Below are 22,466 nucleotides of genomic sequence, written 5' to 3'. Positions count from 1 at the left end.
TGTGACAATAGTTTGACACAGCAAGACCAGACAAAGAAAAAAATCCTTCTTAATAAAACTTCTTAAGAAGGATTTTATCGCTTTATTATTCAAATAGCAATGCGATTAGTTTTTGTTAAAAAATGTATCGCTATATGCTTGAAAAATTTCAGACACTTGATATCCCATTAATGAAATTGCTGTTAATGAAAAGAAACCAATCATAAGAAATCGAAACCACATATAAATCTCCTCCTTGTATTTAGCTTAAAAAACGTTAGCTACCTTACAAGTTGCGTGGCACTCTTCATCATCACTTTCCTTTTTCCTTACAATTGCTGTAATAAATCGAATCATAAAGAAAACTACAAAAGGAAATTGTTCGTAATTCACATTGGCATAGTTTAGCAACGGCTCGCGCTGCACATCGAACGGAGATGAGAAGGAATAGAACATACCTTGCTCTTCCATATATACAATTACAATTTTCATGCAAAATACGATTCCTAGAAACGAAACAATATCTTGCCATTCTGTCGTATATAACAGGTTATACAGCTCTAATACGTACTCTTCCATCATCATCCCCCCTTCCTTTTTTACCATTTTGCTCGCCTTCGTATAAAAAGTCAAGAAAAAAGTTTATATCCACTATGACAATAGTAATTACTTGTTTTTATGATTATATATGATTCTTTTATAGCAATGATTGGGTGTAACTCTCTTCGAAAATAAGAAAATTAGAATCGAACAGATTCCTCATTCTTACTTTTAGGATGCAAAACTGTGCTATTTTTATTTCTATTAAAAATAAAATAAGAAAGTATGATAAGAACAGTAACAAACATTGTTAAAAATGCTTGTGAACGTAAAGTATCAATTGCGAACATCGCAACTAAAACTGCTATAATAGCAGCAATTGTAACATACGTTACATACGGAAAAAGCCACATTTTCACTTTCAAATTTTGTTGTTCTACTTTCCCCATTTTTTTACGCATCTTTAAATGCGAAACTGCAATAACGAGATAAACTAGTAACGCAATCCCGCCAGATGCATTCACTAAAAACAAAAAGACTTTATCTGGAGAAATGTAACTAAACACAACTCCAATATAAGCGAAGAAAGTTCCAAATAAAACCGCTCGAACGGGAACACCACTACTGTTCAATTTTAAAAATGACTTTGGCGCATCTCCTCTTTCTGCCATTGAAAAAAGCATTCTTGAATTTGTATATAAGCCTGAATTTAAGCAAGAAAGTACAGCTGTTAAAACGATAAAATTCATAATTTGTGCTGCCGCTGGTATTCCTATATGTTCAAGTACAGCTACAAATGGACTTTTTAATATGTTTGCTGAATTCCATGGCAGTAGCGTAACAACTACCGCTATAGACCCAATAAAAAATACAAGAATACGCCAAATCACACTGTTTGTTGCTGTTTTTACTGCTTTTACAGGTTCTGCAGATTCACCTGCGGCTACTGCTACAATCTCTGATCCCATAAATGAAAATATAACAACAGTAATTCCAAGCAGGACCGAACTTATACCGTTTGGCATAAACCCACCTTGTCCAATTAAATTCGAAGTGCCGGGTGCTTCTGTTCCTGGAACAAATCCTAAAATAACAGCAAGACCTAGACAAAGGAACAAAACAATACTTATTACTTTAATAAAAGAAAACCAATATTCAAACTCTCCAAATGATTTCACCGAAAAAACGTTCGTCAGCGTTAATAAAATTGTTAATATTAAACTTAATAACCAAAGCGGTATTTGTGGAATCCAATATTGGATAATACCAGCACCTGCTGTGGCTTCTATTGCAATAACAATTACCCAAAAAAACCAGTATAACCAGCCTATTGTATAACCCGCCCAAGGACCAATCGCTTCTCTTGCATACGTTGCAAATGAACCACTTGTCGGATTAACAGCTGCCATTTCTCCTAGCATTCTCATGACGAAAATGACTAGAAGTCCTGCTAATGCATATGAAACGATAGAACCTGGTCCTGCCGAATGTACAACTGCACCACTTCCAACAAACAAACCAGCCCCTATTACGCCGCCAATTGAAATCATTGTAATGTGGCGTATTTTGAGGTCTTTCTTTAGATTTTTATCCAAATCTTGTACATCCCCTTCCAAACTAAATTTTGAAACTTATGTAAGAGTACTGTGCGAAAGATTTTGTCCTATACTTTAAAATATATCAAAATATTCTGAATTTAACAATTACAATTCAACCTTCTTCAAAAATTATTACATTAGGTTTAATACTTTCCCATACACAATTGTTGAGAAAATTATAGTCCCCTTACAAAAGAAAGAATTTTCGGATATTATTAAATAAACAAGATTATACATCTAGACAACTTTTTGTATAGGAGTGTTGATATGTTAAACAAGTTCAAATTTTTTTGTTGTATTTTAGTAATGTTCTTACTTCTACCGCTATCCCCTTTCCAAGCACAAGCAGCAAACAATTTAGGTTCAAAATTACTCGTTGGATATTGGCATAACTTTGATAACGGTACTGGCATTATTAAATTAAAAGACGTTTCACCAAAATGGGATGTAATCAATGTATCTTTTGGTGAAACTGGTGGTGATCGTTCCACTGTTGAATTTTCTCCTGTGTATGGTACAGATGCAGACTTCAAATCAGATATTTCTTATTTAAAAAGTAAAGGAAAGAAAGTAGTTCTTTCAATAGGTGGACAAAATGGAGTCGTTTTACTTCCTGACAATGCCTCTAAGCAACGTTTTATTAATTCCATACAGTCTCTAATCGATAAATACGGTTTTGATGGAATAGATATTGACCTTGAATCAGGTATTTACTTAAACGGAAATGATACTAATTTCAAAAATCCAACTACTCCCCAAATCGTAAATCTTATATCAGCTATTCGAACAATCTCAGATCATTATGGTCCAGATTTTCTATTAAGCATGGCTCCTGAAACAGCTTATGTTCAAGGCGGTTATAGCGCATATGGAAGCATATGGGGTGCATATTTACCAATTATTTACGGAGTGAAAGATAAACTAACATACATTCATGTTCAACACTACAACGCTGGTAGCGGGATTGGAATGGACGGTAATAACTACAATCAAGGTACTGCAGACTACGAGGTCGCTATGGCAGATATGCTCTTACATGGTTTTCCTGTAGGTGGTAATGCAAATAACATTTTCCCAGCTCTTCGTTCAGATCAAGTCATGATTGGGCTTCCAGCAGCACCAGCGGCAGCTCCAAGTGGTGGATACATTTCGCCAACTGAAATGAAAAAAGCTTTAAATTATATCATTAAAGGAGTTCCGTTCGGAGGAAAGTATAAACTTTCTAACCAGAGTGGCTATCCTGCATTCCGCGGCCTAATGTCTTGGTCTATTAATTGGGATGCAAAAAACAACTTCGAATTCTCAAATAACTATAGAACATATTTTGATGGTCTTTCCTTGCAAAAATAACAAAGTAAAACTATAATTAGCCCCCATAAATCGGACATTTATGGGCAATCAATGCAGGATAAAAACAGCAATAGGACCCTTTATAGGTCCTATTGTTGTTTTTTATTTATGAAAATTACTTTGTCACATCTAAAGTTTTAAGAAACTGTTTTCCATCGCCCAACATCGCACGTTCCTCCGAATCATATTGTTAAATATTCTAGTCACTCTTTTGCTTCAACACAAAAACTGAAAGTTCAGGTACACTACAAAATCTAACAGGCATCCTAGTAGTCCCAATACCACGATTTACATATAAATATAACTGCTTACTCTTCCCCTCCACTTCATACATACCTTCAACATAACTCTCAGCTAGTTTGGTAGTAATTAACGGACCTACAAAAGGGATTTGGACTTGTCCTCCGTGACTATGTCCTGACAGTTGAAGATCAACTGGGTAACGATTTATTTTGGTTACAACATCCGGCTCATGTACTAATAACATGTTGAAATCATTTTGTTTCAAGTTTTTTAAAGTTGAATCTATTTTCGGCTTCCCTAATAGAAAATCATCCAAACCTGATATTGTAATATATTTGCCGTTTTCCACTTTAATTTTCTGCACTTCATTTACTAATACAGAAAAACCAGCTTCCTCCATATATTTTTTGTAAAATAAACTACCGCCCCCGCCCCTATCATGATTCCCAAACACAGCATATTTCCCTAAGGGAGCATAAATTTTCTGCAAAATAGCCTTCGCTTCCTCTCTTTCTGCACTATAAGAACCAAATTTATCTATTAAATCTCCGGTAAAAACTACTATATCTGGATGTAATTCATTCATCTTCTCCACCAAATGTTCAAGTTGCTTCAATGTAAACTCTGGCCCTAAATGTACATCTGAAAACTGTAATATTTTTTTATTATTAAATTCTTTAGGAATTGCAGAAGCTTCTATTTCATTCCATGTAACTGTTACTAGTTTTCGTTCTATTTCTGTCGCATAATAATACAAACTTACTAGTATCATTAATATACTTATAAAACTAATAATAAATATCTTTACGATTGATTTTTTTCGTTCTTTTTTTACATGATTTGTATTCATGTTTTCACCTCTAGAAACACTTTAAATCCTTATTGTTACATTAATGTGACAACATGAACAATGTTATTAATATGTAATTTCCTCCCTATTCACTTTGACAATTTTATACAGAAGTCATACCATATTTTTATAATACATATATTTTCGAATCTTTTTCTATTCATTCCATCATTTTATTACGGAGGGGTTATTCATGTCTGTATTTACACCAGAAGAAATTACGGAACTTGCTGCGAATTCCGGAAGGAAAAAAGCTCATTTATCATTACTCCCTATGCTAATTCTCGGTTTTTTTGGCGGTGCTTTTATCGCATTAGGGTATTTACTCGATATTCATGTTATTGGAACAATGCCAAAATATTGGGGATCATTTACTAGTTTTCTAGGCGCTGCTGTATTCCCTATCGGTCTTATTCTCGTTATTCTTGCAGGCGGTGAACTAGTAACTGGTAACATGATGACAGTTTCTATGGCTTGGCTTCAAAAGAAAATTACTTTATTTCATTTCATACGAAATTTAGTTATTGTTACGTTTAGCAATTTCATAGGGGCTGTATTTGTAGCCTACTTTTTCGGCCATATCGTTGGCTTAACTGAAGGAGCTTTTTTAGCGAAAACTATTTCTATCGCTCAAGCGAAACTACAAGATACACCATTGCAAGCATTTATTTCTGCAATCGGATGTAATTGGCTCGTTTGTTTAGCTGTTTGGCTCAGTATGGGAAGTAAAGAATTTATCGGAAAGATTATCGGTATTTGGTTCCCAGTTATGACTTTTGTTGCGATTGGATTTCAACACGTTGTAGCAAATATGTTTGTCATCCCAGCCGCAATTTTTGCCGGTCATTCCACTTGGGCTGAATATTTTCCAAACTTTATTTTTGTTTTCTTTGGAAATTTAGTAGGAGGTATGTTATTTGTAGCACTACCTTACTTCATATCTTATAATAAGAAACTATCTTCTTATCAAGAGAAGACTGAAATGAAGAACAAATCTCTGTCGGCTTAAATAGAATGTCTATAAAGGACCCTAAAAATATTACAAATTTCATTTTTTTTGCGAATATATGTACGTACACTTGTTCTCGAATGTTTTATACGTTATAATAACAACTTAAATAGCATTATTTACATATGAGGTGAAAAACATGAACAAAACAGAATTAATTAAAAACGTAGCACAAAATGCTGAGATTTCTCAAAAAGAAGCTACTGTAGTTGTACAAACTGTAGTAGAATCAATCACTAACACTTTAGCTGCTGGTGAAAAAGTACAACTTATCGGATTCGGTACATTCGAAGTTCGCGAAAGAGCTGCTCGTACAGGCCGTAACCCACAAACTGGTGAAGAAATGCAAATCGCAGCTTCTAAAGTACCTGCTTTCAAAGCTGGTAAAGAACTAAAAGAAGCTGTAAAATAATAAAAAATATCCTTCTCATTTATGAGAAGGATATTTTTTCATAACATAATTAATAAAAATCTGACCATTATGCTGTTTCTTTTGTTCTTTTATGCAAATAAAATCTTTACTTTCAAAAAAAGGTTTTGCGGTAATGCTCGCCTCTGTATATATCTCCCTATGTCCCAAGTTCACTGCTTCTTTTTCTAACTTCTGTAGTATGTATGAAGCGACTCTTTTTCCTTGATAATCTTTATGCGTAAATAAACGATCTACGTAACGATCATCGTTATAATCCCCAACCCCCACAATCATACCTTTATGATCCGCTACATAGCTAATATTCTTTTCTAAAGACTGTAACCAATTTTCTCTATCTAGTCGCTCCGGTGCCCACGCCTGTAGCTGTAACTCATTATAATCTTTTGCATTAACCGTATGAACTGTTTCATAGAACAATTGTAATACTTGATCTAAATCTTTTTTCTGGAATGTTCTAATTATAATATCTTTTAACATATATAAGTCTCCTTACCAAACTACCTCTTAACTTTTCTACTACATACGATTCTATATTTCTGCTTTATTATATCGTTTTAATTTCTATACGAACAAAAAAACAATACTTATTCAAGTATTGTTTTTTAATTCTATTCAATTACTTAATGTAGCTTTTTAAGGTTTTAATTTAACTCTTTGTAATCGTAATGCATTTAATACAACGGATACAGAACTAAATGCCATCGCTGCTCCAGCAACCCAAGGGGCTAAGAAACCTAATGCCGCAATTGGAATTCCTAACGCGTTATAAGCTAATGCCCAGAATAAATTTTGTTTAATATTTCTTATCGTCATTTTACTCATAAATATCGCATCAGCAATACTATTTAAGTCACCGCGGATTAACGTTATATCCGCTGCTTCCATCGCTACATCCGTTCCCGTTCCAATTGCCATACCAATGTTCGCTGTAGCAAGAGCAGGAGCATCATTTATCCCGTCTCCAACCATCGCTACTTTCTTACCATTTGCTTGCAGTTTTTTCACTTCTTCTGCTTTTCCTTCTGGCAATACTTCTGCAATTACGTGATCAATACCAACTTGCTTTGCAATTGCCTGAGCAGTTTGTGTATTATCTCCTGTAATCATCACAACGTCTAGACCCATTTTTTTCAGTCTTGCGATAGCTGCTTTTGAAGTATCTTTCACAGTATCTGCAACGGCAACTATACCAGCATATTCTTTATCGATTGCAATAAGCATTGCTGTTTTTCCTTCTCGTTCTAGCGCTTCCATTGATTTAGAAACTTCTTCAATATCAATATTGAATTTCTTCATTAATCGACGTGTACCAATTAATAAGTGTTTTCCTTCTACAACTGATTCGATACCAAATCCCGGAATCGCTTCAAACGTTTCTGAACTTGGGATATCAATTTTCTTTTCTTTAATTCCTTCTACAATCGCTTCTGCAAGCGGATGTTCAGAATTTCTTTCTGCTGCCCCTACTAATCTAAGCAGTTCATTTTCATTGAATCCATCTGCTACAATTACATCTGTTAATACCGGCTTCCCATTTGTCACTGTACCCGTTTTATCTAGAATAACCGTATCTAATCGGTGCGTTGCTTCTAAATGCTCTCCACCTTTAAATAAAATACCATACTCAGCCGATCTTCCTGATCCTGCCATAATAGATGTAGGCGTTGCAAGACCTAATGCACATGGACAAGCAATAACAAGTACTGCTATCATTTTCTCAAGTGCTCCGCCAAAATCACCAGGTGTAACAAATATCATCCATACTGCAAAGGTGATAATCGCAATCACAACTACAACCGGTACGAAAATACCTGAAATTTGATCTGCTACCCTTTGAATAGGAGCTTTTGAACCTTGTGCCTCTTCTACTACTTTAATAATTTGAGCTAATGCAGTATCTCTTCCTACCTTAGTTGCTTTCACTTTTAAAAATCCATTTTTATTTATTGTCGAACCTATTACTACATCCCCAATTGACTTATCAACAGGAATACTTTCACCCGTTAACATCGATTCATCAATTGCTGACTTTCCTTCTACAATCTCACCATCTACTGGTATTTTTTCACCAGGCTTTACATAGACGATATCACCAGCTACTACTTCTTCAATCAAAATTTTTATTTCTGTTCCATCTCGCACAACTGTAGCTGTCTTCGCTTGTAAACCCATCAATTTTTTAATTGCTTCTGATGAGCGCCCTTTTGCTTTCGCTTCAAATAATTTACCTAAAATAATTAATGTAATAAGTACCGCACTCGTTTCAAAATATAAATCTGTCATATGTTCCGAAGAACCAATAGATTGAATACTTAAATATACACTATAGAAGTACGCGGCCGACGTTCCAAGCGCCACGAGAACATCCATATTAGCACTTTTATTGCGTAACGCTTTATAAGCCCCAACATAAAACTGTCCACCAATGATAAATTGAACAGGAGTTGCAAGTGCTAGTTGCACCCAAGGGTTCATTAACATATCCGGTAAATAAATAAATGACGTAAATGAGAAATGACTAACCATTGCCCACAATAATGGGAAAGATAAAATAAACGAAATAATAAACTTCTTCTTTTGTCTTTCAATTTCTTGTAATCGATGATCAGTTGATGCATCTTGATCATCTGGTTTCACTTCTAATTTATATCCTAGCTTCGTAATCGCGCTCTTCATTTCATTTACATTAACTTCATCAGGGTTAAAGTCTACTGTGGCTGATTCTAAAGCAAAATTTACTGTCGCCTTGTTCACACCATCTAACTTATTTAAACGCTTTTCAACTCTATTTGCACATGCTGCACATGTCATTCCTGAAACAGTAAATTCAGCTTTATCACTTACAATTCCATATCCTAATGATTCAACTTTTTCTTTAAATTGTTGCGGATTTGTTTTAGTTGGATCGTACATTATTTTTGTTTTTTCAAGCGCAAAATTTACATTTGCCTCATGAACACCTTCTACTTTTTTTAGACCTTTTTCAATTCTATTTGCACATGCCGCACATGTCATTCCTGATATTTGAAGATTGGCCTCTTTTTTTTCATTCATGTCTCTCACCTCTATATACCCTTATGAGGTATAATGATTAGCAAAATAAATCGTACTTCATTTAAAGTACGATTTATTTCCATATCTAAAAATAATTATTGAACATCGTATCCTTGATCTTCGATTACAGCAACGATATCTTTTAATGTTACAGCAGACGAGTCGATAGTAACTTCAACAGTTCCTTCTGCTAATTGAACCTTCACTTGTTCAACACCGTTTAGCTCTTTCACACTGCTTTCGATAGCATTTACACAATGTCCACAAGACATACCTTCAACCTGTAATGTTAACTGTTCCATTTAAAATCCTCCTCTTGTTTATTCATTGTTTGTTAATCACAATTACATCTTACCATACCCCCCTAAGGTAATCAATGGTTTTGTATCATGATTTTTCAATTATTTTCTAAAAGTTTATTTTACACACACTTTTTCACTACAATACACCCAAATCCAATATGAGGGTAAACAAAAAAACAAGCCAGTTAAATACTAGCTTGTTTTTACGCTTTTGAAAAACGTTCAAATACTGTCATTAATTCTTCAATTGCTTCGTCACCATTTCCATTTTTAATAGCTCCTGAAACACAATGACTCGTATGATTTTTGAGAACGCCCATTCCTACTTTTTTCATCGCTGCATTAATCGCTGAAATTTGCACTAAAATATCTACGCAATAACGATCATTTTCAATCATGTTTTGAATACCGCGGACCTGTCCTTCAATTCTCTTTAATCTATTTATAATCTGTTCTTTTTCTTTTTCTGATCTATGTGTTACTGCTTCATGCTCTTTATGATCCATATTATCACCTTCTTAAAGTTTCTCTTCATCCAATAAAACAATTGTTTTTTATGAGTATACCAATTATAGCATTAAATATCTACGCATGATACCCCATAAGAGTATATTTACACTTTATGATTATTCTTAACAACGCATTAGCTTCTTAATCTCAATTTTCAGTATACCCTTTCCTTTTTGTCAAAAAATCATTATATCTCTCATCAAAATTCAATAAAGTGAAACAAGAATAAGCGGGGATTACCCGCCCCCGCTTATTCTTCGTCTATAATGTTTTAATTTAAATTTTCAGATATTTAACCCAAGAATTTTTTCTTTCCATATATAATTATTGCTGATCACATACTTTTGTATCATTCACTACTGAAGTTCCTTCAACGGTTACCGTATGAAAACAGTCATTTACTCGAACTGTCACAACATTATCTTGCCGATCAATGATATGATATTCATTAAAATTTTTATTTAGAGCACTGCGAATTTGTTCTCCTTCATAAATTGGAATGCCATGTGATAGAACCCAAATAAGTCCAGCGATAGCAAGAATAGTTTTCATACGATCTACCTCCTTGGGAATATAGTGAACTTTTCATCCATACTTTTTCAGCTCTACAAATCATGATCGGAATAAACCAAGCCTTTTTGGAAATAAGTTCATTTCGTCTATTTTATGTTTATGCTAATTGTGACCGATTTGTGACAACTTTTTGTCTCTTTAGACGAAAAGTTGAAACAAAACTTTCGAAAAGGACAATTCTACATATTAAAAAAGGTTATGGAATGTTTCATCCATAACCTTTTTTCCTATACGTAACTAATAAACCTCAATCCTTTACTTAAAGACGTCGGCACAACAGATGCATGATTCTCCCCTTCAGCTTCATAAAACTTAAATTTAAGTTTATCGTGGTTTACTTGGAGAAGGCGCTCTGATAATTCATTTGCACCTACAACCATATGCTCTCGTTCAAGTGATCCAACTGTAAGGAACACTCCTGTTTCAAACTTAGCATTGTTTAATTCATGTATAAGGTTCTCTTCTTTTTCAAGAACGGATTTATTATTCCACCATATAGATGGACTACTAATAAAATAATTTTGAAAAGCGTTTAAGTTTGTAAATAGTATATGCAAAGCAAATAGTCCACCTAAAGAATGTCCAAATAACGTTTGCTTACTTTTATCAATCTCAAAATTCTTTTCAATTTGTGGTTTCAGTTCTCCTTCAATAAAAGTAAAGAAATTATGTGCTCCTCCTGTTTTAGGCCACGGTTTACCGTCTGGTTTTAAAGGGGCATCTTTTGAAATTACGCTAGGCGTAAAATCATAGCACCTTTCTTCCCCTGAAAATGCGCCTTCAATCGGATAACCCACTCCAACTATAACAGCTGGTGAAACACCAGTTTTTTCCGCTCTTACTGATTGTATTTTAACTGCTTCATGAAATGTTTGAAAAAAGGCATTGCCATCTAATACGTAAATAACGGGATATCCTGAATCCGGTGCTGGTTGCCTCGGCTTTGAAATATGAATTTGATATTCCTTACCTTCTAATTTTGAATACATTTTCCACTGCTCTGTATTAGATGTTATAATCTGCTGTTTTTCAATTGTAGTATTCACCCTATCCCCCCCTTTTAACTTGTTACATATATTTCGATTTTTTCTTCTTGAGATACAACGCTATCATAACCGAAACAAACAGGAGCCCCATTATGCGGATCAATCATGACACGCGCATCAATATGAAATACTTCTTTTAACACTTCATTTGTAATGATTTCTTCTGGGCTACCAGTTGTAACAATTTCGCCTTCCTTCATTGCAATAATTTCATCTGAAAACCTTGATGCATGGTTAATATCATGTAATACCATAACAACCGTACAATTATGTTCTTTATTTAACTTCTCCACAATTTGTAATACATCTAATTGATGAGACATATCAAGGTATGTAGTTGGCTCATCTAATAGCAACACTTCTGTCTCTTGTGCTAATGCCATCGCTAGCCATACCTTTTGTCTTTGACCACCTGATAAATTTGCAATTTGTCTCGTTCGAAATTCAGAAGTTTTCGTTATATCTAATGCCCAATCAATCATTTCTTTATCTTTTGTCGTTAACTTATTTACGTTATTTCGATGTGGATAGCGTCCATAAGAAATTAATTCTTCCACTTTAAGCTCACCTGGTGCAATTGGAGTTTGCGGGAGTAAAGCTAACTGCTTCGCAATTTCTTTCGTTGGAATTGTATGTAAATCCTGTCCTTGCAAATATACTTTACCGCTTTTTTGTTTTAAAATTCTTCCCATTGTTTTTAACAATGTCGATTTACCGCAACCGTTTGGACCTATAATTGTCGTTACTTTTCCTTCTTGTATTTCCACATTTAAATCGCGAAACACTGTAAGCTTTTCATAACTTGTTTCTAAATTTTTTGCACTTAAAATACTCACTTTTATTCCTCCTCTTACGCTTTCGCCTTATAAAGTAAATATAAGAAATACGGTACACCGACAATAGAAATAACGATTCCAACTGGTAGCTCTACAGGTGTAAAAACTGTTTTCGCAATAAAGTCTGAAGCAATTACAAGAAACATTCCGATTACGCCGCACGTAGGAATTATATACTTATGTTGAATACCGACAAGCCTTTTCGCTATATGCGGTGCCATTAAGCCAATAAAACCGATACTCCCTGAAACAGCAACACATGCGCTCACAAGCCCGATACTACTTAATAGTAAAATCGATTTCTCTCTTTCTACTGAAACACCTAAACTTGTAATACTCGTTTCTTCCAATTGAAATAAATCTAATAAATAAGCTTTCTTTTGTATAAGCGGAATTAAGATAATAAGCCATGGTAACATAGCCACAATATACTTCCAGTTTGCACTATATATGCTTCCAGACACCCACACTGCGGCCATTTCAAAATCAGTTGACTTCATTTTGAGTGATAAGTACATAGAAAAGGCTCCAAATCCTGATCCAATTGCAATCCCTGTTAATAAAAGTCGCTGCGAATCTAATTTACCGTTTTTCCAAGAAAACAGATAAATGATGATAGCTGCACCTAATCCGCCTACTAAACCAAACATTGGCATCATCATAATAGAAACCCAGTCTGTGCTTTTTAATTGCCCTTGAAAGAAAAACATAAAAATGACAATCGCTGTTCCTGCTCCGGCATTTACGCCTAAAATACCTGGGTCCGCCAACCCATTTCTCGTAATCCCTTGAATAACGGCACCCGCAACACCAAGGCCTAATCCTACTAATCCAGCAATTACGATGCGCGGAAGGCGAAACTCAAAAATAACTAAATCATGTTCTGGTACTGGATCAATTCTAAACAGTGTTTTAAATACATCTGTAATCGTAATGTCGAACGTACCATTTGTTAAACTAATATAAATAGCACATAGTATTAAAAATATAATAATCCCCATCGTCATTCCGAAACGTTGACTTGAACTTTTAAGCATGTCTCTCTCCTCCTCTAGTACGGATTAAATAAAGGAAGAAAGGAATTCCAATTAAAGAGGTAACGACTCCAATAGGTGTTTCAAATGGATAGTTTACAAATCTACTCAAAACGTCACATAACGCTAAGAAAACGCCACCAATAACACCTGCACATGGCAAAATCCACTTATAATCTACCCCAATTATAAAGCGCGTAATGTGCGGAATAATTAAACCTACAAAACCAACTTTCCCCACTAAAGCAACTGCTGTTCCTGTTAAGAAAATTACCGATAAAATTGCCATCACTTTAACTAGTTTTGTACGTTGCCCTAAATTAATAGAAACCTCTTCGCCTAATGAAAGAATGGTAATAGATTTTGATATTAACAATGCTAAAATTATTCCAATTATCCCAAACGGTATCGTGATTTTAATGATATTAAGATCTACTTGATCTAACTTTGCATTAAACCAAAAACTAACATTTTGAGAAATTTGGAAATACGAAGCCATTGCAGCCGATACACTACTTAAAAATGTTCCAATAACTGTTCCTATAATTGCTAACCTAACTGGTGATAAGCCATTTTGAAGGAGCGAACCAAAACCAAACACGATACCGGCTCCTAGTGCAGAACCAATCATTGAACATACAACCATACCAATTGATGACATTCCCGGAAGAAAAATCATGCTAAGTGTAATAACAAAGGCAGCGCCATCCGTCACACCCATAATAGAAGGGGATGCAAGATAGTTTCTTGTCATCCCCTGCATAAGTGCTCCTGATATGGCTAGAAATGCTCCGACTAAAAGAGCTGCAACTATCCTTGGTAAACGTGAAGTAATAATAATATTATGATTTACATCGCTTGAATCAAAATGAAATAATGCGTTCCACACTGTTTCAGCGTCAATACTTTTTGCCCCATACAAAATCGAAAGTATAATTGTAAATAAGATGAGTATGGGTGCTATACATAATATAGTTACTGGTACTGCATTTGTTTTCTGCATATCATTCAACGCACCTTACTTATTGTATTATTTAGATAAATTTTTCACGGCTTCTTGTAAGAATGCTGTTTTACTCCAAGCTGTACCACCTTGTGCCATTGGATCTACAACATTTACAAATACTTTCTTTTCCTTCGCAGCATTCATACTTTGCCAAATTGGATTACTTTCAATTTCTTCTAACACTTTCGGGTTTTTATTTTCACTTGCCTCATATTGTAAGAAAATATAATCTGGGTTAAGTTCAGCAAGTTTTTCAAATGAAATTTTCTCTTGTGCTTTTACAGTTTTCAATTGTTCTGGAGCAGTTAGTCCAAGATCTTTATAAATTACAGGGTTGAAGTATACTCCTTCTGGATATAGGAATAATTCGTTTGCTCTTAGTCTTATGACAAGTACTTTTTTATCTTTTAACTTATCTCCTAGTTTTGCTTTTGCTTTTTCAGCGTCCGAATTGTAATCCTTAATAATTTTTTCTGCTTTATCTTTTTTACCAGTTAATTCTCCCATTAACTTTAAGTTATCTTCCCAATTTGTTGAAACGTGTGATACCGGGAATGTAGGAGCTACTTTCGTAAACTTTTCAGCTGTTTCTGCTGGGAATTTCGTACTCGATGTAATAACATCTGGTTTTAATTGTAGTAATGTTTCGAAATTGGGTTGCATTTTCTCACCAACAGATTTAGCACCTTCTAACTCTTTTTCAAGATATTTTGGTAATTTACCACCTACAGTAATAGCACCAACTGGTTTAATTCCAAGTACTGCCGCATCTTCCATTGACTCTAAACTAGCTGTCGCAATTTTATCTACTTTTGCTGGCACTGTATACTCTTTACCTAAATATGTGATTTTTCGTTTTTCATCTTTTTTCGTTTCCGTAGCTTTTGTCTGTTGTTTTTGCTCGCCTGAAGTTTTATCCGCACTATTACATGCCGCTAAACCTACACTTAAAACTGTAACCATCCCTAAAGTAAATAATTTCTTGTTCATCTTTATATGTCTCCTCTCGAATTTTCAAACTATATTCTCAATAAAATTTAACTATATGAACCTTGTCCCATATATATATTTCATTAGATTAATAATTTTATCCAGAACTCATTCCCGTTCACTTCCCCTAGACTATAATTCTTTTACGCCTTCATCACTTGATAATCATTTTCACTGATAATGATTATCGTTACTAAGTATATATTTAATATGAAATTATTTCAAGAATGATTTGAAAAATTTTAACAAACTGAATTAAAAAAAGAAGTATCTCCCTAATATTAGGGAGATACTTCTTTTTTTAGAAATTTATATGTAATTCAACTGGACAATGGTCTGACCCCATTACTTCACTATTAATTTTCGCTTCTGTTATTTGGTCTTTCATTCTTTCCGAAACAACAAAATAATCTAAACGCCATCCGATATTTTTCGCTCTCGCGCCCATACGATACGACCACCACGAGTATGCACCTTCTTGATTAGGATAAAGGTAACGATATGTATCAATAAATCCTTCTTCTAAAATACATGAAAATTTCTCTCGTTCCTCATCAGAGAATCCAGGATTTTTACGATTACTTTTCGGATTTTTCAAATCAATTTCTTTATGAGCAACATTTAAGTCTCCACAAAAAATAACTGGTTTCTTCTCATCTAATCGTTTGATATAGGACCTGAAATCATCTTCCCATTTCATTCTGTAATCTAATCGTTCTAATCCACGTTTTGAATTTGGTGTATATAACGTTATCATGTAAAAATCTTCGAATTCTAAAGTAATAAGTCGCCCTTCTTGATCATGCTCTTCAATGCCTAAACCATATGTAACTGAAAGCGGTTCTTTTTTCGAAAAAATAGCAGTTCCTGAATATCCTTTTTTCACAGCATAATTCCAGTATGTATAATATCCCTCTAAATTTAAATCAATTTGCCCTTCTTGTAATTTAATCTCTTGTAGACAAAATATGTCAGCACTTGATTCCTCAAGATATTCCAAAAATCCACCTTTTGCGATAACAGCTCGCAAACCATTTACATTCCATGAAATTAACTTCATCTATAGTCCTCCTCTTGATGTTTATTTCCAAATTTCATGCTATCACAAAATAGAAAACAATCATATTTTCACCTTTGTAATCTTGCTCTTACATTTATGAATACATACATACGCACTTTATTCAGGTTATACTAATTTCAGAGGTGATGTTCTATGCACAATGAAGGAGTTACATTAACAAATGAGTATTGGCAAGCAATTATTCATAATGATTCTTCCTATGATAGCAAATTCTTTTATGCTGTGAAATCAACTGGAATCTTTTGCAGACCATCATGCAAATCAAGAATACCGAATAGAAACAATGTACGAATTTTTCATCATGCAGAGCAAGCATTAAGTGAGAACTTTCGCCCGTGCAAACGTTGTAAGCCAAATGGGATCACTTTACCTAATGAAGAGTGGGTAGAACAAATTAAAGACTATATCGAAAAGCATTATGACGAATCCTTAACTCTCGACATGCTTGCGGAAATGTGTCACGGTAGCCCTTTTCATTTACAACGTACTTTCAAAAGAATAATAGGGTTAACTCCTATAGAATATATACAACAATTCAGGGTTCTTAAAGCAACCGAATACCTTTTACACACAAATCAATCTATTAAAGAAATTAGTACTGCTGTCGGGATAGAAAACCCAGAGTATTTCGCAACTTTATTTAAAAAGAAAACCGGATTTACTCCTACTGAATATCGAAAAAAGAACGAAATGAAAGAGGGATACGATAATGAATTCCTACAAAAATAATTATATATATTGGACGCTACTTACACATAAAAATTGGCGATTTCATATTGCTGCAACTGAAAATGGACTATGTTTCATTGGATCACAAGACGAAAACTTTGAAGAATTAAATATATGGGCTAGAAAAAAACTGCCCCAACATATATTGACCCATAGTCCAGATTACTTGCAAATATATACGCAAGAAGTTATCGAGTATTTAGAAAACAAGCGAGAAACTTTTACATTTCCTATCGATGCTTATGGAACTAATTTTCAATTATCTGTTTGGAATACGGTACGTGAAATTCCTTATGGAAAGACATATTCTTATACAGAAATTGCTGAAAGAATTCAAAAACCTAAAGCTGTGCGCGCCGTTGCTTCTGCTATTGCTGCTAACCCTCTTCTTATTACCATTCCTTGTCACCGCGTTATTGGGAAGAATGGGAAACTAACCGGATTTAGGGGTGGATTAGAAATGAAGAAAAAATTGCTTACATTAGAAAAGTTGCAGGTGGAATTCATATGACAGCAGAATATAATAGCGCATTATCTATAGCAGTTCCAAAAGAATTTTGTTTCCAAGAAAATTTACGTTATCTATCACGCTCTAACAATGAATGTATGTTCCATATTGAAGATAACAAAATTTATAAAGTTATCCCTGTTCAAGATGTAAATCCTTTAGTTGAAATTAGTGTGAATACAGATGGGAATATTCAAATACGTTGTTTAGAAGAACCATATACATCTGAAAAATCGATACGTGAAGCTGTAGTTAACTATGTAAAAGAATGGTTTGATTTAACTACTGATTTAGCCCCATTTTATACATTAGCTAAACATGATTTACTCCTTCAAGGACCAATTGAACAATATTATGGCCTTCGTACTTTAGGCATTCCAGACTTATTTGAGGCACTTTCCTGGGGAATTATCGGTCAACAAATTAACCTAACATATGCTTATACACTAAAAAGGAGATTAGTTGAGCAATTTGGAAGTTATGTAGAATGGGACGGTAGAAAACATTGGATATTCCCATCACCTGAAACAATTGCAAATCTACATGTAGAAAATCTTCAACAATTAAAAATGACGACTAGAAAATGTGAATATTTAATCGGTATTGCGAAGCTTATTACAGAGAGAAAATTATCAAAAGAGGATTTACTGCAAACACAAGATGTAAAGGTTGCTGAGAAACAATTAACTGCTATCCATGGTATAGGACCATGGACTGCCAACTATGTTTTAATGCGTTGTTTAAGATTTCCTTCGGCTTTTCCAATTGATGATGTTGGTCTGCATAATGCAATTAAATTTATAACAGGTTCCGAAAATAAACCGACAAAAAATGAAATAAAAGATTTCGCGGCAAACTGGGCTAATTGGGAGTCTTATGCGACTTTTTATTTGTGGCGAGTACTATATTAAAAGAACCAAGTAGCACATTCGTACTACTTGGTTCTTTTTTAAGCTTGCTCCTCAAAACGTCTTGCAATTTCCACAATAACTTGAACGGCTTTTTCCATAGTATCTACCGAAACATACTCAAATTTACCGTGATAGTTTTCACCACCAGTGAAAATATTCGGCGTCGGTAATCCCATATATGATAATTGTGATCCATCTGTGCCTCCGCGAATCGGATGAATATTTGGTTCAATGTCTAAACTTTTCATTGCTTCATATGCAATATCAACAATTTCTCTTACCGGTTCAATTTTTTCAAGCATGTTATAGTATTGATCATTCATTTCTAAAACGACTGCATCTTCGCCATATTTTTCTTGCATAGTCTTCACAATATTTTTAACGTTATTTTTACGTGCCTCAAAATTTTCACGATCAAAGTCTCGAATAATATAATATGCTTTACTTTGCTCAACATCACCATTTAAAGAAAGTAAATGATAGAATCCTTCATAGCCTTCTGTATATTCTGGCGCATCTTCTACTGGTAAATACCCATTAAACTCCATAGCAAGTTTAGTAGCATTGCGCATTTTATTTTTTGCTGTTCCAGGATGTGTATTCGTTCCGTTAAACGTTAACTTAGCACCTGCAGCATTAAAACTTTCATACTCTAAACCACCTAATGGACCTCCATCCATCGTATAAGCGAATGATGCACCAAACGCTTCTACATCAAAATGCGCTGGCCCACGACCAATTTCTTCATCCGGTGTAAATGCTACTCTTATTTTCCCGTGCTTAATTTGCGGATTATGTATTAAATGGTTCATTGCAACCATAATTTCTGTAAGACCAGCTTTATCATCTGCTCCTAGAAGTGTTGTACCATCAGTTGTAATAATGGTATGTCCTTTATATGATGGTAATTCCGGAAACTGCTCTGGTGTTAACACAACATTTAGCTCTTCATTTAACGTAATTGCATTACCATCAAAATTTTCATGAATTTGTGGTTTGACGTTTTTCCCTGTAAAGTCTGTTGCCGTATCTAAATGGGCTAAAAATCCGATTACAGGAACATCCTTGTCCGTATTAGCTGGAAGTGTTGCCATTACATAGCCATTATCATCCATCGTTACTTCTGTTAAACCAATTTCTTTTAGCTCTTCCACTAATAACTTACCAAACTCAATTTGTCCTGGTGTTGTTGGTACTGTATGACTTTCTTCATTTGATTGCGTATCAATTTTTACATATCTCGTAAATCTTTCAATAAGTTCTTGTTTCAAGTTCATTCACTCCCTTTTATGTTCCTCCCTCCATTATAATCCTTAAAACGAAATATTTTAACTTTTTTGACTGTGAAGATGTATATTTCATTTACATTGTTAACACTTTTACATAACAAAAAGAAAATTAGTGAACATATTTAAAGTACAGCTTAATACAAATAAATTCACCCTATTTACGACTCTCATCGCAAATAGGGTGTTTCTGTTTTTATCTCGCAATTTAAGAATATATACTACTCATTTACAATAAAAGTATATACATCATCATAAATACAGCCATTTACTTTAATCACATACTTCCCAGGTTTATTAAAACTAATTGTGTATTTATTTAACTGAATTGCTTCTTTATCTCCAGAAAGAATATCAATGCTTCTGCCACTTAATACATACAATTCATTTAGATTCATCGTTACATCAATTGTATTGAAATTTTCTACTTTCACTTGCTGTGCTTCCGCAACGCTTACACTTGGTTCTAAAAACAGTAATCCACTTAATCCAATCGTCCCCGCTAAAGCAACTCCCGCAAACTTTTTAATCTGTTTCATTACAATGACCTCCTTATAGATTTTACGTAAAGGCAATGTCCTCCCTTACACCACAAAGCCTATATGTAATGAAATGAAAAGTAAACGGGGACTGTAAGACAAAATTCTACATCTTTTTCTCCTATTGAATATAAATCCAACGTTTGGAATTTTGACACATTTAAAATTGTTTCCCTAAACCAATTTCTCCATAATTTATTCAAAGACTGAATAATTACTTATTTATTTAACATTCTAACAATAGTTGATAAAGATGCTTTCTATTCAAAAAAAGACTTTGCTATAAAAGTAACTTTTACAACAAAATCCATGCAACTAATTTTATTCAGCTTTCCATAATCTCTCTACATTCATTAATTGTTCTTCTTTAAATTCCATCTTATATATATCCGGTTTTGACGTATTCATTAAAAATTCAAAACCATATTGTTTATCAAAATAGTTCATCATTAATGTCATGACAAGCCCATGTGTACCAATTACAATTTTGCATCCTCGAAAATCCATTAAGATTTCTTTTAATACTTTCACTACTCTTCTCTGGCAATCTGCATATGACTCTCCTTCCGTTCGTGCAAAGTCCGGATTAGAGAACATCTTCTGTACAAGTGGATACACCTCTTTGTCTGATATAACCTGATCCTCACTTGAAAACATACACTCTTTAAGATTTTCATATACTACTATTTCTTTTTCATGGAAATTAGCTAACTCCTCTATCGTTAGCATAGCCCGATTATAAGGACTGGAAATAAAAGTATCAATCCTCTCCGCTTTTAATATGTCAGTTACTCTACGGGCATCCATATGTCCCCTCTCAGTTAATCCACGCATTCTTTCATTTCCTTCTAGTTTTGGTGATTCACCATGTCTAACCATATAAATATATGTGCTCATAATTTCTCCTTAAAATTTTTTATAAAGTGAAACTTTAATCAGCCCTCACTAATCGGGCTGCCCGGCAAATAGCGAGATAAGTTAATAAATCACGTTCATTTATCCCATTTCAACACTTAGGGGTAATACTAAAATACTTTATAAACTGTGCTGATTTGTTCGTCTAATCCATTCTCCTACTAAACTCTCAAATAATTCAGGCTGCTCAATTTGCAAATTATGCCCTGCCATATCTAACACTGCTAATGTTGCCCTTGGATATTCTTCAATAATTTCTATAATATTTTGATAACCTACTGATATATCTTGTCTTCCAGTCAGTAAAAGAACGGGATTTTCATATTTTTCATGCTGAAAATCCATAGTAAGAGAGTAATTCTTTTGCAACCTTTCAATAAATTCATAATTAGCAACATCTAACCCAGGCTTAATTTCTTCTTTAAATCGCTTATATGTATATTCATTTGCTATTACAGCTAACTCACAAAACTCCTCTCTTTCTGTGGAAGTGAGCGTATTTAAAAATTCCTCATCTTGTACAATTACCTGTTTATCTGGAAGAATCCTTTTTTCTGGCTCCGCTACAACAACAGGACATACTAATAGTAATCCGCTAACTCTCTCAAACATCTTTGCAAGTATACCTTTGGCTAAATAGCCTCCATATGATTCTCCTACCAATAAAAATTTTTCAGTAGAAATGATTTCCTCAATAAATGTGATAAGCACTTCTACTATACGATCTGAACTATTTATCCAATTTGGAGCATTCGATTTTCCCATTCCAGGTAAATCAATATATATTCGCTTATAACCTTCATATTTCTGAAATACTGATTCCATACATTTCATCATTAACCTATGGTCAGGGGCGCAGCCATGTATGATAATGACCGGTTTACCCTCTCCCACAATTTCATAGTATATTTCTGCATCTTTAATTCGATATATCATAAAAAAGCCTCCCTATTTAGTGGCAATACTATTCCACTCTGTAAGAATACACGTTCTTATTTTATATCTTTTCTCAACATTTTCACAAATATTAATCTTCAGATTAAAAATAAAAAGCTCACCAAAAAAAGATACTCATCATTTTATATGCAATTTTGCATCTCCACTTACAAATCACTAAAAAAACTTTACAATTCAAAGGATGACT

The 22,466-nt window shown here is 34.0% G+C and carries 24 protein-coding genes; 6 read left to right on the top strand and 18 right to left on the bottom strand.

Annotation, left to right across the window (positions count from 1 at the left end):
• Positions 1-246: 246 nt before the first annotated feature.
• Entirely contained in the window at positions 247-585 is a 339-nt protein-coding gene (locus ACS2QP_RS03415) for a hypothetical protein (RefSeq protein ID WP_002041693.1), read from the bottom strand.
• Between the two features lie 134 nt (positions 586-719).
• Positions 720-2,114, bottom strand: coding sequence for a GABA permease (gene gabP / locus ACS2QP_RS03410; protein WP_000360112.1), 1,395 nt, complete (start codon positions 2,112-2,114; stop codon positions 720-722).
• Between the two features lie 270 nt (positions 2,115-2,384).
• Here gabP and ACS2QP_RS03405 point away from each other — a divergent pair, with 270 nt between their 5' ends.
• A complete protein-coding gene (locus ACS2QP_RS03405) occupies positions 2,385-3,467 on the top strand; it encodes a chitinase (protein ID WP_098584466.1) in 1,083 nt (360 codons plus the stop codon).
• A gap of 199 nt (positions 3,468-3,666) precedes the next feature.
• On the opposite strand, the gene ACS2QP_RS03400 is transcribed toward ACS2QP_RS03405, so the two are convergent.
• Positions 3,667-4,560 carry a metallophosphoesterase gene (locus ACS2QP_RS03400; RefSeq protein WP_071740065.1) on the bottom strand — a complete coding sequence of 298 codons (894 nt, stop codon included), beginning with the start codon at positions 4,558-4,560 and terminating at the stop codon, positions 3,667-3,669.
• A gap of 193 nt (positions 4,561-4,753) precedes the next feature.
• Here ACS2QP_RS03400 and ACS2QP_RS03395 point away from each other — a divergent pair, with 193 nt between their 5' ends.
• Complete coding sequence (locus tag ACS2QP_RS03395) at positions 4,754-5,569, top strand: formate/nitrite transporter family protein (protein ID WP_098771932.1); 816 nt, start codon at positions 4,754-4,756, stop codon at positions 5,567-5,569.
• Between the two features lie 139 nt (positions 5,570-5,708).
• Positions 5,709-5,981, top strand: coding sequence for an HU family DNA-binding protein (locus tag ACS2QP_RS03390; RefSeq protein WP_001043904.1), 273 nt, complete (start codon positions 5,709-5,711; stop codon positions 5,979-5,981).
• Positions 5,982-5,996: 15 nt separating this feature from the next.
• Here ACS2QP_RS03390 and ACS2QP_RS03385 read toward each other — a convergent pair whose 3' ends face one another.
• The 11 genes from ACS2QP_RS03385 to ACS2QP_RS03335 form a co-directional block, all read right to left on the bottom strand.
• Positions 5,997-6,479, bottom strand: coding sequence for a GNAT family N-acetyltransferase (locus ACS2QP_RS03385; RefSeq protein WP_098771931.1), 483 nt, complete (start codon positions 6,477-6,479; stop codon positions 5,997-5,999).
• Between the two features lie 156 nt (positions 6,480-6,635).
• Positions 6,636-9,056, bottom strand: coding sequence for a heavy metal translocating P-type ATPase (locus tag ACS2QP_RS03380; protein WP_001003178.1), 2,421 nt, complete (start codon positions 9,054-9,056; stop codon positions 6,636-6,638).
• A gap of 95 nt (positions 9,057-9,151) precedes the next feature.
• The gene (gene copZ, locus ACS2QP_RS03375) at positions 9,152-9,358 is read right to left on the bottom strand and encodes a copper chaperone CopZ (RefSeq protein WP_000436973.1); all 207 of its coding nucleotides are present in this window, start codon (positions 9,356-9,358) and stop codon (positions 9,152-9,154) included.
• A gap of 203 nt (positions 9,359-9,561) precedes the next feature.
• Positions 9,562-9,864 (bottom strand): metal-sensing transcriptional repressor, encoded by a 303-nt coding sequence (locus ACS2QP_RS03370; RefSeq protein ID WP_000349637.1) that lies wholly within the window; start codon positions 9,862-9,864, stop codon positions 9,562-9,564.
• 328 nt (positions 9,865-10,192) lie between these two features.
• Positions 10,193-10,420 (bottom strand): hypothetical protein, encoded by a 228-nt coding sequence (locus ACS2QP_RS03365; protein ID WP_000849103.1) that lies wholly within the window; start codon positions 10,418-10,420, stop codon positions 10,193-10,195.
• A 248-nt stretch (positions 10,421-10,668) separates the two neighbouring features.
• On the bottom strand, positions 10,669-11,487 hold the full coding sequence (locus tag ACS2QP_RS03360) for an alpha/beta hydrolase (protein WP_098584469.1): 819 nt from the start codon (positions 11,485-11,487) through the stop codon (positions 10,669-10,671).
• A gap of 14 nt (positions 11,488-11,501) precedes the next feature.
• Positions 11,502-12,323, bottom strand: coding sequence for an ABC transporter ATP-binding protein (locus ACS2QP_RS03355; protein ID WP_000025765.1), 822 nt, complete (start codon positions 12,321-12,323; stop codon positions 11,502-11,504).
• A 14-nt stretch (positions 12,324-12,337) separates the two neighbouring features.
• Complete coding sequence (locus ACS2QP_RS03350) at positions 12,338-13,360, bottom strand: FecCD family ABC transporter permease (protein WP_000920450.1); 1,023 nt, start codon at positions 13,358-13,360, stop codon at positions 12,338-12,340.
• On the bottom strand, positions 13,353-14,360 hold the full coding sequence (locus ACS2QP_RS03345) for an iron ABC transporter permease (protein ID WP_326235419.1): 1,008 nt from the start codon (positions 14,358-14,360) through the stop codon (positions 13,353-13,355). Before ACS2QP_RS03345 ends, ACS2QP_RS03350 begins: the two co-directional genes overlap by 8 nt.
• 27 nt (positions 14,361-14,387) lie before the next feature.
• Complete coding sequence (locus ACS2QP_RS03340) at positions 14,388-15,353, bottom strand: iron-hydroxamate ABC transporter substrate-binding protein (protein ID WP_438882129.1); 966 nt, start codon at positions 15,351-15,353, stop codon at positions 14,388-14,390.
• Positions 15,354-15,654: 301 nt separating this feature from the next.
• Positions 15,655-16,413: an exodeoxyribonuclease III gene (locus ACS2QP_RS03335; RefSeq protein ID WP_000767621.1), complete on the bottom strand. Its 759-nt coding sequence runs from the start codon at positions 16,411-16,413 to the stop codon at positions 15,655-15,657.
• Positions 16,414-16,566: 153 nt separating this feature from the next.
• Here ACS2QP_RS03335 and ACS2QP_RS03330 point away from each other — a divergent pair, with 153 nt between their 5' ends.
• From ACS2QP_RS03330 to ACS2QP_RS03320, 3 genes are read left to right on the top strand one after another with little or no spacing between them, the layout of a single operon-like run.
• Positions 16,567-17,163 carry a bifunctional transcriptional activator/DNA repair enzyme AdaA gene (locus tag ACS2QP_RS03330; RefSeq protein ID WP_000551322.1) on the top strand — a complete coding sequence of 199 codons (597 nt, stop codon included), beginning with the start codon at positions 16,567-16,569 and terminating at the stop codon, positions 17,161-17,163.
• Entirely contained in the window at positions 17,144-17,674 is a 531-nt protein-coding gene (locus tag ACS2QP_RS03325; RefSeq protein WP_001089840.1) for a methylated-DNA--[protein]-cysteine S-methyltransferase, read from the top strand. Before ACS2QP_RS03330 ends, ACS2QP_RS03325 begins: the two co-directional genes overlap by 20 nt.
• Complete coding sequence (locus tag ACS2QP_RS03320) at positions 17,671-18,582, top strand: DNA glycosylase (protein WP_000123504.1); 912 nt, start codon at positions 17,671-17,673, stop codon at positions 18,580-18,582. The genes ACS2QP_RS03325 and ACS2QP_RS03320 overlap by 4 nt, the downstream gene beginning before the upstream one ends.
• 38 nt (positions 18,583-18,620) lie before the next feature.
• Here the strand turns inward: ACS2QP_RS03320 and pepT are convergent, their stop codons facing one another.
• The 4 genes from pepT to ACS2QP_RS03300 form a co-directional block, all read right to left on the bottom strand.
• On the bottom strand, positions 18,621-19,853 hold the full coding sequence (pepT, locus tag ACS2QP_RS03315) for a peptidase T (protein WP_002164459.1): 1,233 nt from the start codon (positions 19,851-19,853) through the stop codon (positions 18,621-18,623).
• 236 nt (positions 19,854-20,089) lie between these two features.
• The gene (locus ACS2QP_RS03310; protein WP_000809495.1) at positions 20,090-20,407 is read right to left on the bottom strand and encodes a hypothetical protein; all 318 of its coding nucleotides are present in this window, start codon (positions 20,405-20,407) and stop codon (positions 20,090-20,092) included.
• Between the two features lie 321 nt (positions 20,408-20,728).
• Entirely contained in the window at positions 20,729-21,304 is a 576-nt protein-coding gene (locus tag ACS2QP_RS03305; protein ID WP_332284168.1) for a histidine phosphatase family protein, read from the bottom strand.
• A 138-nt stretch (positions 21,305-21,442) separates the two neighbouring features.
• Entirely contained in the window at positions 21,443-22,258 is an 816-nt protein-coding gene (locus tag ACS2QP_RS03300; protein WP_000640334.1) for an alpha/beta fold hydrolase, read from the bottom strand.
• Between the last annotated feature and the right edge of the window lie 208 nt (positions 22,259-22,466).

The organism is Bacillus cereus group sp. Bce019 (genome assembly GCF_051781745.1).
GTDB classification, from domain to species: domain Bacteria; phylum Bacillota; class Bacilli; order Bacillales; family Bacillaceae_G; genus Bacillus_A; species Bacillus_A cereus.
Note: the sequence above shows the minus strand (reverse complement) of the source record. Positions and strands in the feature narration are given on the sequence as shown.